The sequence below is a fragment of the Paracoccus sp. (in: a-proteobacteria) genome (genome assembly GCF_032007265.1).
In the GTDB taxonomy this organism is placed as follows: Bacteria; Pseudomonadota; Alphaproteobacteria; order Rhodobacterales; family Rhodobacteraceae; genus Paracoccus.
On record NZ_DALZMB010000108.1, the window covers coordinates 1 to 12463 of the forward strand.

The following is a 12463-nucleotide window of genomic DNA, read 5'->3' on the forward strand; positions in this document are numbered from 1 at the left end:
CGGTGCGCATCGGTTGGCGCTTTGGCTCTATGACCGCTAACTCTTAGGGCGGGATCATCATGGCAAGGCTCAAGCAATTGACCCCTCGGGTTGGTGCGCTGCAGCAGCGCGTGCCGCAATCTCAAGGGCAAGCCCGCGTGCGCGATCAGCTTTATGCTTGGCGCAAGTGGTACAAGACCGCCGCATGGCAACGGCTCCGGTGGCAGTGCATCGCGGCTGCGCTCTTCACCTGCGCCCGTTGCGCGCGCGTGGCCGACAGTCCTGATCTCGTTGCCGACCACGTCCAGCCGCATCGCGGGGATGAGCGGCTGTTCTGGGATCCGACCAATCTGCAATGCCTGTGCAAGTCCTGCCATGACGGGGCGAAACAGAGGGAGGAACGAAGTGGATCAAGACTTGGACAGGCCTTGGAGTAGCACTGTCGGCTACCGAGGGATCGCTGGACGACTTGCTGAATTGATGGGCTGCGACAATGCGCTGGCGGTTCATACATTAATCGATCTGATTTCGGCAGGTGTCCTGCCAAAGTCGTCGGGTCGCAGAATTGAACCTGTTGAATGTGAGGCTCTCAAGACCCTAGCCTTTGCACTTGCTGCGAGGATGGTCGGGTTTAGCAAGTCGGGTGCACGGCAGGTTGCAATGCATTGGGAAGAAGGATCGGATCATACCACCGTATGGCGCGTCCAGCCGGAACCCTTCGGAGCTTGCAAAGTCTCAGTTTCGACAGAGGTGATGTCGAGGTTGTGGGCGCTGGCTGAGGCCTGACGGTTGCCGGTGACCCGGAATTCGGCTCGGTCCGCCCTCGAAATCGACGCGAGTCGGTCGAAAATGCCCGATTTTTGAGAAAAAAGGCCCATTCGACCCGAAACGGGGGGGTAGGTCGAAAGCCCGGGGGGCTGATCGGCCTAGACCCGCGTCCCCCTCAGTCGGAGATTTTTTTCCCGTGACCAGTGAAAATTCCATGGCCGGCGGTGAGATTGACCTTTTCGGCGATCCTCTGGTTCCGCTTCGGGATCGGCGTGGGCGCAAGTCGTTCAAGAAAGATAAGCAAAATCAGGACTTTGTTATGGTTCGGATTGCAGCGGGCTGGTCTCAAAAGCGCATCGCCGAGAATATGGGCATCGATGAAAAGACCCTTCGGAAGTATTTTTCCCGTGAGCTGGAATTCGGCGCGACCTTTGTCGATGGCGTGATGCTGGATGTGCTGATGCGCAAAGTGCGCGAGGGCCATACGCCATCCATTCGCCAGTTGCAGGAACGGATCAAGGATGCGGCACCCGCTGCGCCACGCCGTTCTCCTCAACTCGATGATGAGGATGAAGACGGCACGCCGGCTGCGCGCCTGGGCAAAAAAGAACTCGAACGGGCGGCTGCGCAGGAGGTGCCCGACAATTACGGAGATATCTTCGACCGACTAAGGAACCGTGGAGCGCATTGATGGCTTTGGACGCGGTTTCCTTCGCCTGTCCAGACTGGGCGGCCAAGCTCAGGCGGGGTCAGACGCCGATCGCCAGCCTGCCTCTGGACCCGGTCGCAGCTGAGGCGGCGGTCGATCTGTTCAATTTGCTGCGCGTGCCCGACATTCCCGGCCAGCCAACCATGGCCGAGGTCGGCGGTGACTGGATCCGCGACATCGTGCGGGCGGCTTTTGGCTCGATCGATCCGGCAACCGGCAAGCGCTTCGTGGGCGAGATCTTCAACCTCATACCGAAGAAGAATTCAAAGACGACGAATGCTGCGGCGCTTGGCTTGATCGCGCTGCTGATGAATCGTCGCCCTAACATCGATGGGGTCATCATCGGGCCGACGCAGGAAGTGGCCGACAAATGTCTGGCACAGGCCGCCGGAATGATCGCAGCCGATCCTTATTTGACCAAACGGTTCAAGGTGATCGAGCATAAGAAGACGATCCTCGATCTGCATAAGGACGAGGAAACCGGCGTTCGCATGAATGCCAAGCTGAAGATCAAGAGCTTTGATCCGAAGGTGGTTACAGGTTCGATCCCCGCGTTCGCGATCATCGATGAGCTGCACTTGATGGCTGAGATGAACCATGCGGCGAGGGTGATCGGCCAGATCCGGGGCGGGATGATCACCAATGATGAGAGCTTGCTCATCATCATTACCACGCAATCCGAAATCCCGCCGGCAGGCGTTTTTAAATCCGAGCTGCAATATGCTCGCGGTGTGCGGGACGGCACAATCACCGCCGGGGTGCGGATGCTGCCAATCCTCTATGAGTTTCCTGAGGATATGCAGCGTTCGGAAGATAAGGTTTGGCGAGACCCGAAGGTCTGGCCGATGGTTTTGCCCAATTTAGGGCGCTCTATCACGATCGAGCGGTTGGTCGCGGACTATCAGGGCGCGGTTGACAAGGGCTTGGAAGAAGAAATCCGTTGGGCCTCGCAGCACCTCAATATTGAGATTGGGTTAGGGCTGCATGCCAACCGTTGGCCCGGCGCCGACCATTGGCAGGCGTGTGGGGACAAAGGGTTGACGCTCGATGAGGTGATCCGGCGCTCGGAGGTTTGCGTGGTCGGCGTTGACGGCGGCGGTCTCGATGACCTCTTCGGCATGGCGGTCATCGGGCGTGAGCGGGGCAGCCGCAATTGGCTGCATTGGGGCCATGCCTGGGCATTCGATGAGGTCTTCAAACAGCGCAAAGACATCGCGCCGCGCTTGTTGGACTTTCAAAAGGCAGGCGATCTGACCCTATGCGCAGCCGTGGGTGATGATGTCCTTGGCGCCATCGAGGTGATCGACCGCCTGGAAGAGGCGGGCCTGCTGCCCAAGGACAGCCCGGCCATCGGCCTCGATGCGGCCGGGATTGCCGAGTTGATCGATGAACTGGTCGAGCGGGGCTATGCCGATGATCGCTATGTCAGCGTCGGGCAGGGCTGGAAGCTGCAGGCCGCGGTGCTGACGCTGCCGCGCCGCCTGAAGGATCGCAAGTTGATCCATGGTGATACCGGGCTGATGGCCTGGAATGTCGGCAACGCCAAATCCGAGCTGAAGGGCAGCAACTACGTCATCACCAAGCAAACGGCGGGCAGCGCGAAGATCGATACGCTGATGGCCACCTTCAACGCGGCGATGCTGATGTTTGGCAATCCGGTTTCCGCTGACGCGGGCCGCAGCAGTTATTTCGCAGCTTTGGGGGCCGCATGAAAGTGAAGAATTGGCTCGGCTCCCTGCTGGGGCCGAAGGAAAAATCTGGGCCGCCCACTGCTTTGAGCATCCGCGAGGCCGGGGCATGGAGCACTGAACAGATCTGGTCTGGTGAGGCGGTGACCTCCGAGCGCGCACTGTCTCTGACTGCGGTTTGGGGCTGTGTCAATTTGCTCGCTGGCACGATCGGCAGCTTGCCGTTGATGGTCTATCGCAGAAATGGCGAGGACCGTCAGGTTGCCGTCGATCATCCTCTCTATCGCGTGTTGCACGATAGCCCGAACTATGACCAGACCGCAGTCGACTTCTGGGAGTATATGCAAACCGCGCTCGAGCTTTGGGGAAATGCCTATGCTCGAATTGATCGGACTGGCGACAAGGTGATTGCCCTCATTCCGATCAACCCGATGCGGATTGCAGTTCGCAGGCTGACGAATGGAAGGATTGAATACAGCTGGTCCGAGGATGGTCGATCTTGGCGGCTGTCTGACGAAGACGTTTTCCACATTCGGGGATTTGGTGGCGGTCCCTTGCAGGGTATGTCGACGCTTCATTTCGGACGGCAAGCGTTTGGGCATGCCGTTGCGGCAGAGCGTGCCTCTGCATCTACTTTCAAAAATGGCATGCGCCCGAGCGTGGTTTTGCGGTTCAAGCAATGGCTGAAGCCGGATGAGCGCGAGATCGCGGAGAAAAAGCTGGGCGATAAGCTGTCTGGGGCTGGAAATGCCGGGCGGCCGATTGTTCTCGAGGGTGATACCGAGATTACGCCTCTGACGCTCAAACCAGAGGACGCACAGCTGCTCGAAACCAGAAAGTTCTCTATGCAGGAGATCTGCACCATTTTCGGGGTTCCGCCGCATATGATCGGCTTCACCGAAAAGAGTACCTCTTGGGGAACAGGGATCGAGCAGCAGACGCTGGCATTCCAGAAGTTCACTCTTCGGCGTCGCCTGAAGCGGATCGAGCAGGCTATTGCCAAGCAGTTGCTGACTCCTGCCGAGCGCGCTCGGGGCATGTCGGTCGAGTTCAACATGGAGGGCCTGCTGCGCGCGGACAGTCAGTCGCGGGCCCGCTTCTATCAGACTATGACGCAGATCGGTGCCATGACCATCAATGAGGTCAGGGCGCTCGAAAATCTCGGCAAGGTCGACGGCGGAGATGTGCCGCGCATCCAGATGCAGAACCAGCCCATTACGGAGGCAGACAATGCGGACCAAACAGAGCGATCCGATCCTGTCAATCAAGAGCCTCGCTGAGACGGGCGAGATCGAAGGCTATGGCTCGACGTTCGGCGGTGAGCCGGACAGCTATGGCGATGTGATTGCGGCGGGCGCATATGCCGTCAGCCTGAAGGATCACGCGGCCAAGGGCACGATGCCAAAGATGTTCTGGCAGCACGATGCGCGCGAACCGATCGGCAAATGGCTTGCGGCCGAGGAAGACAGCAAGGGGCTGATCCTGCGCGGCAAGCTGAACATGGACGTTCAGCGCGGGCGCGAGGCCTACGCGCTGCTCAAGAACGGTGACATCGACGGTCTTTCGATTGGATACCGGATCCGCGAGTATTCGGTCGACAATGATACCGGCATCTGGACGCTGGAAAAGCTGGACCTGTTCGAGGTCAGTATCGTGTCGATCGGCGCGAACGAGAATGCGACCGTCGCCAATGTGAAGGCGGCAAAGGCCGCGCACGAGATTGTTGAACGTCTGAAGGCCGGGGAACGGCTGACGGAACGTGAGTTCGAGCAAATGCTCAAGGGGGCCTTGGGCTTCTCGAACTCGCAGGCAGAGCGCGCCGCGCGCTTGTGCCTGAAAGGGCAGGGGGAACCTGCCGAAGCGGCGAAAGAGGCGACGGAGTTCTTCCGCGCCCTGAACCTCACGTAGAAAGGGTTCCCAATGTCGGAACAAACCAAATCGGTTGCCGAGCTGGCCGCCGAAACCAAAGCCGCATTCGACAAATCGCTCGATGCAGTCAAGGGTATTGCGCAGGATGCACTCGGCAAGGCTGAGCGCGGTGAAGAACTCACGGCGCAGGTCAAGCGTGATGCCGATGAAGCGCTCACCAAGATGAACGAGCTGACCGAGCAAGTTTCGGCCATGGAGCAGAAGCTGTCCCGCGCTGGCAGCACCGGCGATCGTGTCGACGAAAAGTCATTCGGTGAGCGCTTCATTGAAGACGAGCGCGTCAAAGCGTTTGCGGAAAGCGGCTCCAGCCGTGGCGGCGTCGACATGCGCGCCAAGGCAACCATCACTTCGGCCACAACCAATGCCGCTGGCTCGGCGGGCGCCGGTGTCGAGGTCACGCGCCTGCCCGGCATTGTGGAGTTGCCCCAGCGCCGCCTGACCGTGCGCGATCTGATCACCCCCGGCCGTATGGACGGTTCGAGCCTCGAGTACGTTCGCGAGTCCGGCTTCGTGAACAATGCTGCGCCGGTCGCAGAGGGCGCGCCGAAGCCGAGTTCGGATATCCAGTTCGAACTGGTTTCGACCTCGTCGAAGGTCGTCGCCCATTGGATGAAGGCCTCGCGCCAGATCCTGAGCGATTTCTCGCAGCTGCGGTCGATCATCGATCAGCGCCTGATGTATGGCCTCGGCTATGTCGAAGAGCAGCAGCTGCTGAACGGCGACGGCACCGGCCAGAACCTGCTGGGGATCATGCCGCAGGCCACGGCCTATGCGGCTCCGGCTGGTGCTGCCGCTGCCACGACCTCGCTGGACGTCCTGCGCCTCGCCATGTTGCAGGCCGCGCTGGCGGAGTTCCCGGCGACCGGCCATGTCATGAACCCGATCGATTGGACAAATGTCGAGCTGCTGAAGGATACTCAGGGGCGCTACATCATCGGCAATCCGCAAGGGACCACTGCCCCGACCCTCTGGGCCTTGCCAGTCGTGACCACGCAGGCGATTGCGGCTGGTCGGTTCCTCACCGGTGCGTTCAAGATGGGCGCTCAGCTTTTCGATCGTTGGGAAGCCCGCGTCGAGGCGGCATATGTCGAGGACGACTTCACCAAGAACCTGATCACGATTCTCGCGGAAGAGCGGCTGGCTTTGGCGGTCTATCGTCCCGAGGCCTTCGTGACCGGTGCGCTGGCAGTCGGACCATAATCGTCTTTCGAAAGGGGGCTGCTTCGGCGGCCCCCTCTGCAAGCCGATAGGAGGCCATGATGAAACAGACCTATGACGTCACCCGTCAGCATTTGGGTGACCGCCTGTATTTGCCGGGCGACCAGCGCCAGGCCGATCCCATATCTGTCGGGCATTTGGTCAATAAGGGTGTGCTAGTCCATAGAGACGAAAAGGCTGAGAGGCCGGTCAACAACAAGGCCGTGAAGGCCCCGCGCAACAAGGCAGGCTGATGTACAAAAGCCTGAAGCTTATTTCGGAGCCGACCGATCCAGTTATCAGCTTGGCCGAGGCCAAGCTCCATCTACGCGTTGACGGCGATGACGAGGATATCCTGATCCAAGGCCTCATCGACGCGGCGGTCACTTACCTCGACGGCGCTGACGGCGTTCTCGGACGCGCGCTTTCCCCGCAGGAATGGGAAGTCACATTTTGCGGGAGCAAAGCCGGAGATCTGCCGCTTGTTCCGGTGATCGACAGCGATCCGCCCGTGACGGCTAATGGCGAGACCGCAGTGCGTTTCCGTGTCGGCTATCCGGACGGGATTCCTGCTCCGATCCGTGCGGCGATCCTTCTTCATATCGGAACGCTCTATCACAACCGTGAGCAAGAGGCCGACAAGTGGCAGCCGACCCGCGCCTATGAGGCACTCCTTGCCCCCCATCGGAGGTGGATCGGATGAGGGCAGGCGATCTGACTAAGCGCGTGGCCTTTCAGTCGCCGATCGAAGATCGCGACCGGAATGGCAAGATCGTTCAGTCGTGGCGCAATGAGTTTACGGTCTGGGCTCACGTCCAAGCGCTGCGTGGCGGCGAAACAGTGATGCAGGCGCGGGTTGCCGCTAAGGCGCCAGCAATCGTGACGGTACGCCGGTCCAGCCAATCACGGCAGATCCAATCGGATTGGCGCGCGGTCATCGATGGGCGAATTTACGACATCAAGGAATTGCCGCGTATGAGCGATGACCGTGCCTATCTGGAAATGCTGGCGGAGGGTCGGGCATGAGGGTCGGCTCTATCCTTCGCCAGATCGTCATGGACCGGATCATGGCCGAAGTGCCCGAGCTTGGCGGCCGCGTCTATGATAAGGCCGTGCGGACAACCCCAACACCTTACGTCACGCTAGGGCCGTCTGATTGGACGGATGACAGTGCGGATTGTCTCGAGGGTCGGCTGCTGAACTTGCATGTCGATATCTGGGCAAAGGACTCGGCAAAAGGCGAGGCAGAAGATCTGCTTGATGATGTGTCGGCCTGCCTCAACGGTTGGGACGATACCGATTTGCTGACCATGCACCCAATCCGCGTCAGCATGGCGCGGGTTTGGGACGATCCAGATCCTGATTGGGTGCATGGCGTGGTGCAACTCGAAATTATGGTGGAGGAATAATGCCCTGGATTGAATTTACCGGTACTTTCCGTTGGCGGCCCAAGGCCAACGTCTCGGTGCGCTACTCCGAAGGCATGCGGGTGAATGTCACCCAGCGGTGCGCCGATGCAGCCATTGAAAAAGGGCTTGCCATCAAGTTCACAGATCCGGAGGCGCGTCGTGGCAAAGGCGACAACGATACTGGGGCTGGCCAAGTTGCAGCGGAAACTGGACCGACTGCCGAAGGTGGCAAAGACACAGATCAGGGCGAAGATGGCGGAATCCGCGGACAGCATCGTCGCGATGATGAAAAGTCTGGTTCCGGTGCTTCAAACCCCGGACCGACGCCGTAGCGCTGGCGCGCTGCGCGACAGTATCGGCTGGACCTGGGGGCAAGCGCCCAAGGGGTCCATGGTTGTCGCCACGCTGAAAGGTGCCGGGGTGGGCGGCGATCTGACAATCACGGTCTATGCCGGGTCGCGGGATAAATCTCGCGGGGCCGATGATGCCTATTATGTGCGCTGTGTCGAGTTCGGCACGTCCAAGATGGAGGCCCAGCCCTTCTTCTTTGTGTCGTGGCGCGCCAATCGAAAACGCGCCGGACGCAAGATCCGCGCGGCTGTGCGTAAATCTGCCCGAGACGTAGCCGCAGGAAAATAACGCATTTCCTCGAAACCAGTCCATTCCCCTGCTTCTGCGGGGCCTTTTGCCATGGAGAGAGAATATGGCTAAACCGACAACCCTGAAGTTCGGCAAGTTTTTCGTCCGCCTGTCGGACGGCGCGACCCCGGCCCCGGCATTTGTCGCGCCCTGCGGGTTCACGCAAAAATCGTTCAATCGCAACAAGACGCTGGCCGAGGTCAATGTGCCCGATTGTGATGAACCTGACGCTGCGTCCTGGATGGAGCGTGACGTTCAAAGCATGTCTGCAAGCATCAGCGGATCGGGCGTACTGGCAAAATCGTCGGTTCCGATCTGGGAGGCCGCACTGCTCGATACCGACAGTATCGAATGCGAGGTCGAACTGGAATATCCCGATGGCGGCAGCGACGTTTACACGGGCCGTTTCCATCTCGAAAGCTTTGAGATCACCGGGTCTATCGGTGAGCGGGTCAACGTCTCGATCTCGATGCAATCGGATGGTGAGATCGTTTATGAGCGGACCGTCTGATGAGCCGCAGCGCGCAGGTCATGCTTGATTGGGCAGACGGAACCTATCCGTTTGCCCTCAAGATCGAGCATTTGGTTGAGCTACAGGAAAAGTGCGATGCCGGGCCATGGTTTATCCAGTGGGCACTTGAAGCCGCCCTCATGGCACGCAGCTTTGGCTCTGTCCCGCCAAAGGACGCATCGCCTCTCTATATCACCGAAACGATTCGGCTTGGTCTGATCGGCGGGGGCATGGAGGCAGTCGAGGCGCTGAAAAAGGTGCGGACCTATGTCGGGCCTGGTCAACTGAACGAAAATATTGCCACCGCATTTGCGGTGATCGGTGTCGCTCTGCAGGGCGCGCCAGAGGATAAGCCGGAAAAGGCCGCAGCGGGCGCAAAGAAGAGCGCGAACCGCTCCCGCGCGGCAAGCTCAGGTTCGCGCAGATCTTCGGCACCGGCCAAGCCGTCGGCATGAGCCCGGCTCAGGTCAAAGCATGTTCGCTTTGGGAGTTCGAGGCCGCGACTGCAGGTTGGATCGAGGCCAATGTTCCCGAGGAAGAGGGCAAGATCTCAGCAGATGAGGAAGATGACCTCTGGCAGGGCGTGATGGACCGGATGGGGTAGGGACCTTCCCCGTCCCCCAATCCCTCTCGATCTGACGCCTATAGATCCAACCTTTTCCGAGGGGCCGGGAGCTCATCAGGGGTGATGATTTCTCGACCTTGGAGCATCATTACAAATCCAATCGCTCCAATAACTGCGCATAGCGCATAAAGCGTGGGCTGCGCGATTATCCCCTGAGGTGGAAATCCTCGGATGAGTTTCTTGACCATTAATGCAGATTCCCATGCGGACACCGCAATTGCGCCGACGAATAAAACCGCTCCGATCGTTCCGGCAGAGGTGAAACGCATCCTGTAAATCATAATCACTCCAAAGGCAGATTAATGGCAACGGACCTTGAAAAGCTGGTTGTCCAGCTATCAGCTGACATCAAGGGCTATGAGCGCGACATGCGCAAGGCCATGGGTGTGACGAATTCTCAGGCGCGCGGAATTGAGAACCGTTTCCGACAGATGAATCGCAACCTCGACGGTATTGGCTCACGGGCCGCCCGTTCCTTAATCGCGCCGTTGGCAGGGGTCAGTGCGGCTTTGTCTGTGCGTGAAGTTGCGCGGTATGCAGATGCATGGACGGTGGCGGGAAACAAGACCGCAGCTGCGGGACAGATCGCGGGCATGCAGGCCAGAAGCCTCGAGGATCTGAACAAAATTGCGGATGAAACCCGCAGCGGGATCAGCGACACGGTGGATCTCTACGCCAAGCTTATGCGCTCCGCTGGGGGCGTGGCTAAGTCGGAACTGGAGATCGCGCGCGCAACCGAGATCGTCAATAAAGCATTCAAGGCAGGCGGGGCAGCGGCTTCGGAGCAGCAGGCCGGCATCCTGCAGTTGTCGCAGGGCCTCGGCTCGGGCGTGCTTCAGGGCGATGAACTTAGGTCTGTCCGAGAAAATGCTCCGATCCTCGCGCAAGCGATTGCTGACTATTACGGGGTTAGCATCGCGGGGCTCAAAAAACTGGGAGAGGAGGGGAGGATCACCGCTGAAGGGGTGTTCAAAGCGATCCTTGAAGCGGGCCCAAAAATCCAAGCGGCCTTTGCCACGACCAATGCCACAATTCAGGATGGCATGACGAAGGTGAGCAATGCTTTCATGCAGTACATCGGCCAGACCGATGACAGCATGTCTGCTTCGGAGCGGCTTGTGGCGGGTCTCAGCGCGCTGGCAGATAACTTCGAGAATGTGGCTGATATCACGCTAAAAGTTGCGGCGGTATTGTCTGCGGCCATGCTGGGCCGCTCGATCGCAAACATGGTGAAAAACCTTGGCCTGGGAACGGGGGCAATCGTCAAGTTTGTCGCGGCTGCCCGCGCGGCTTCCACGATGGGCGGTTTGGCCACGGCAATGTCTGGGCTATCCGCAGCGGCAGGTCCGATCGGCCTGCTGCTCGGTGCCACAGCGGCAACAGCAATGGTGCTGTTTGCTGATGCGAGCCGTGAGGCAGAAGCGCGCACGGAGCGGGTGCGTCAGGAATTGGAGAGACTTGGGCTTTATACCCCGCAGACCACAGAAGCTATTGATGAGCTTTCCCAATCCATCGATAATTTGAGCTCAGCCCAGAAGATCGAGCGAATCCGTGATTTGCGCGCAGCACTAGAGCGGTTGAAGGGGGAAAGCATCCTTGATCCCTTTGCTGCAAGTCGCACGGATAACCTGACTGGCATCGAAGCCAAAGCGCAACGTGGATCCTCTTGGAGACGCCATTTCTTTGATGAAGGCTTTCTGGACGGCGATCAGGAAGCTTTGACGGCCATTCGTGATATCGCCAGCCAGCTCCGTCAGGCGGAAATCTCTGGTGAAGCTGCGGTCGCGGCGCTGCAGCCGCTCGAGGGTATGGATTTGTCCACGCCGGCGAAGCAGCTTTTGGCCTCCCTTCAAGATATCGCGAACCTGCAGCAAAGCGCAGAAACCGTGTTGATCGCAGAAGGGGCCACGGAGGAAATGGAAGCTGCCCAGGCGGCACTGACTCAGTTGCGCGAAGAGATCGAAAGAATGGCCGCGCAGGATACGCCCTTCACAGCGATCCAGCAGGAAATGGCGGATCTGATCACTCAGTTCGAAGATGGTCAGAAAACCGCCGAAGAGACAAAGGCCGAGCTGGAGCGCCTTGGGGAAGCCAATCCGAGCTTTAAACCGATGATTGCCAGCGTGAATGGCGCTATCGGTGTGCTCGCCTCTTTGCGTGCTATGGCGGCTTCTGCGGCGGCAGCCGTTGCAGCTGTGGGTTCTGGCGGTGCCCCTGCCGATAGTCATATCCAGGCATTCAATGCCCATAAGGCTGCGGCGGATGAAACTCGCAAAGCGAATGAGGCCTATATCGCTGAACAGCGGCGTATCAATAGCCTGAGCGGCCAACAGCTCGCGTTGGAAAAGGAGATTGCCCAGGTCCGGAAAGAAAACCCGGCCCTGCCAGAGGATCAGGCAGCAATGCTGGCTGCTGAGAATCTGGCCGCTGATGCGCGCCGATCTGCTGAGAGCAGAAAAGGTCGGGGTGGCAGCGGTGGCGGTAAGAAAGGGAAGGGCAAGAAGGAAAAGGAAGAGCCCGGCCTATTTGAGGATGTGGAACAGGATATTCTCAACCTCCAGCGAGAAATCGGCCTGATCGGACAATCGACAGCGGAGGTCGCTAAAGCCAAGGCTCAATGGGCTTTGCTGGATGAGGCCAAGAAACGTGGAATCCCAGTTAACGATAAGCTCAATGCCCAAATCGAGGCGCAATCCACTCAGGTTGGACAGCTCACCGCAGAGTTGGAGCGCCAGGAAATCTCGCAGGATCGCTTTAACGATGCGATCGATGGGATTGCCGATTCACTGGCCGGCGCGCTACTCGCGGGTGAAAGCCTGCGCGACGGTCTCGCCCAGGTCTTTAAGCAGATCGCCTCAGATATTTTGAGCAGCGGGATCCGTGATGCGCTGAATAGTCTGTTCGGCGGCGGTGGCGGCTTTAGCTGGGGCAGTTTGTTCGGGGGGCTGTTAGGCGGAGGAGATCCTTTGACGAAAGCCTTGCGCGGGGCTGGGCTCCCGGCGCGTGCCA

General features: G+C 59.3%; 16 protein-coding genes. All 16 read left to right on the top strand.

Going from position 1 to position 12463, the window contains the following annotated elements; genetic code table 11:
• Positions 1-59: 59 nt before the first annotated feature.
• Positions 60-416: an HNH endonuclease signature motif containing protein gene (locus RTS12_RS17260; protein ID WP_312530715.1), complete on the top strand. Its 357-nt coding sequence runs from the start codon at positions 60-62 to the stop codon at positions 414-416.
• A 545-nt stretch (positions 417-961) separates the two neighbouring features.
• Entirely contained in the window at positions 962-1438 is a 477-nt protein-coding gene (locus RTS12_RS17265) for a hypothetical protein (protein ID WP_312530716.1), read from the top strand.
• Positions 1438-3168, top strand: a complete 1731-nt coding sequence (locus RTS12_RS17270; protein WP_312530718.1) for a terminase large subunit domain-containing protein — start codon at positions 1438-1440, stop codon at positions 3166-3168. Before RTS12_RS17265 ends, RTS12_RS17270 begins: the two co-directional genes overlap by 1 nt.
• Positions 3165-4424, top strand: a complete 1260-nt coding sequence (locus RTS12_RS17275; RefSeq protein ID WP_312530720.1) for a phage portal protein — start codon at positions 3165-3167, stop codon at positions 4422-4424. The genes RTS12_RS17270 and RTS12_RS17275 overlap by 4 nt, the downstream gene beginning before the upstream one ends.
• Positions 4375-5052: an HK97 family phage prohead protease gene (locus RTS12_RS17280; protein WP_312530722.1), complete on the top strand. Its 678-nt coding sequence runs from the start codon at positions 4375-4377 to the stop codon at positions 5050-5052. The genes RTS12_RS17275 and RTS12_RS17280 overlap by 50 nt, the downstream gene beginning before the upstream one ends.
• A gap of 12 nt (positions 5053-5064) precedes the next feature.
• Positions 5065-6273 (top strand): phage major capsid protein, encoded by a 1209-nt coding sequence (locus RTS12_RS17285; protein WP_312530724.1) that lies wholly within the window; start codon positions 5065-5067, stop codon positions 6271-6273.
• Between the two features lie 59 nt (positions 6274-6332).
• The gene (locus RTS12_RS17290) at positions 6333-6524 is read left to right on the top strand and encodes a hypothetical protein (RefSeq protein WP_312530726.1); all 192 of its coding nucleotides are present in this window, start codon (positions 6333-6335) and stop codon (positions 6522-6524) included.
• Complete coding sequence (locus RTS12_RS17295; protein WP_312530728.1) at positions 6524-6973, top strand: head-tail connector protein; 450 nt, start codon at positions 6524-6526, stop codon at positions 6971-6973. The genes RTS12_RS17290 and RTS12_RS17295 overlap by 1 nt, the downstream gene beginning before the upstream one ends.
• A complete protein-coding gene (locus RTS12_RS17300) occupies positions 6970-7296 on the top strand; it encodes a phage head closure protein (RefSeq protein ID WP_312530730.1) in 327 nt (108 codons plus the stop codon). Before RTS12_RS17295 ends, RTS12_RS17300 begins: the two co-directional genes overlap by 4 nt.
• Positions 7293-7679 (top strand): DUF3168 domain-containing protein, encoded by a 387-nt coding sequence (locus RTS12_RS17305; protein ID WP_312530732.1) that lies wholly within the window; start codon positions 7293-7295, stop codon positions 7677-7679. The genes RTS12_RS17300 and RTS12_RS17305 overlap by 4 nt, the downstream gene beginning before the upstream one ends.
• Positions 7679-8011 carry a hypothetical protein gene (locus tag RTS12_RS17310; protein ID WP_312530744.1) on the top strand — a complete coding sequence of 111 codons (333 nt, stop codon included), beginning with the start codon at positions 7679-7681 and terminating at the stop codon, positions 8009-8011. Before RTS12_RS17305 ends, RTS12_RS17310 begins: the two co-directional genes overlap by 1 nt.
• Positions 7905-8318, top strand: coding sequence for an HK97-gp10 family putative phage morphogenesis protein (locus RTS12_RS17315; RefSeq protein ID WP_312530742.1), 414 nt, complete (start codon positions 7905-7907; stop codon positions 8316-8318). The genes RTS12_RS17310 and RTS12_RS17315 overlap by 107 nt, the downstream gene beginning before the upstream one ends.
• A 64-nt stretch (positions 8319-8382) precedes the next feature.
• Positions 8383-8829, top strand: coding sequence for a phage tail protein (locus RTS12_RS17320; protein ID WP_312530734.1), 447 nt, complete (start codon positions 8383-8385; stop codon positions 8827-8829).
• Complete coding sequence (locus RTS12_RS17325; RefSeq protein WP_312530736.1) at positions 8829-9284, top strand: gene transfer agent family protein; 456 nt, start codon at positions 8829-8831, stop codon at positions 9282-9284. Before RTS12_RS17320 ends, RTS12_RS17325 begins: the two co-directional genes overlap by 1 nt.
• Entirely contained in the window at positions 9281-9433 is a 153-nt protein-coding gene (locus tag RTS12_RS17330; RefSeq protein ID WP_312530738.1) for a hypothetical protein, read from the top strand. The genes RTS12_RS17325 and RTS12_RS17330 overlap by 4 nt, the downstream gene beginning before the upstream one ends.
• 323 nt (positions 9434-9756) lie before the next feature.
• On the top strand, positions 9757-12463 hold a 2707-nt coding region (locus tag RTS12_RS17335), incomplete at its 3' end, for a tape measure protein (protein WP_312530740.1).

Excerpts from the sequence above, each read along its gene's own strand:
- RTS12_RS17260 (WP_312530715.1), top strand. The coding sequence starts at position 60 with ATGGCAAGGCTCAAGCAATTGACCCCTCGGGTTGGTGCGCTGCAGCAG.
- RTS12_RS17265 (WP_312530716.1), top strand. The coding sequence starts at position 962 with ATGGCCGGCGGTGAGATTGACCTTTTCGGCGATCCTCTGGTTCCGCTT.
- RTS12_RS17270 (WP_312530718.1), top strand. The coding sequence starts at position 1,438 with ATGGCTTTGGACGCGGTTTCCTTCGCCTGTCCAGACTGGGCGGCCAAG.
- RTS12_RS17275 (WP_312530720.1), top strand. The coding sequence starts at position 3,165 with ATGAAAGTGAAGAATTGGCTCGGCTCCCTGCTGGGGCCGAAGGAAAAA.
- RTS12_RS17280 (WP_312530722.1), top strand. The coding sequence starts at position 4,375 with ATGCGGACCAAACAGAGCGATCCGATCCTGTCAATCAAGAGCCTCGCT.
- RTS12_RS17285 (WP_312530724.1), top strand. The coding sequence starts at position 5,065 with ATGTCGGAACAAACCAAATCGGTTGCCGAGCTGGCCGCCGAAACCAAA.
- RTS12_RS17290 (WP_312530726.1), top strand. The coding sequence starts at position 6,333 with ATGAAACAGACCTATGACGTCACCCGTCAGCATTTGGGTGACCGCCTG.
- RTS12_RS17295 (WP_312530728.1), top strand. The coding sequence starts at position 6,524 with ATGTACAAAAGCCTGAAGCTTATTTCGGAGCCGACCGATCCAGTTATC.
- RTS12_RS17300 (WP_312530730.1), top strand. The coding sequence starts at position 6,970 with ATGAGGGCAGGCGATCTGACTAAGCGCGTGGCCTTTCAGTCGCCGATC.
- RTS12_RS17305 (WP_312530732.1), top strand. The coding sequence starts at position 7,293 with ATGAGGGTCGGCTCTATCCTTCGCCAGATCGTCATGGACCGGATCATG.
- RTS12_RS17310 (WP_312530744.1), top strand. The coding sequence starts at position 7,679 with ATGCCCTGGATTGAATTTACCGGTACTTTCCGTTGGCGGCCCAAGGCC.
- RTS12_RS17320 (WP_312530734.1), top strand. The coding sequence starts at position 8,383 with ATGGCTAAACCGACAACCCTGAAGTTCGGCAAGTTTTTCGTCCGCCTG.
- RTS12_RS17325 (WP_312530736.1), top strand. The coding sequence starts at position 8,829 with ATGAGCCGCAGCGCGCAGGTCATGCTTGATTGGGCAGACGGAACCTAT.
- RTS12_RS17330 (WP_312530738.1), top strand. The coding sequence starts at position 9,281 with ATGAGCCCGGCTCAGGTCAAAGCATGTTCGCTTTGGGAGTTCGAGGCC.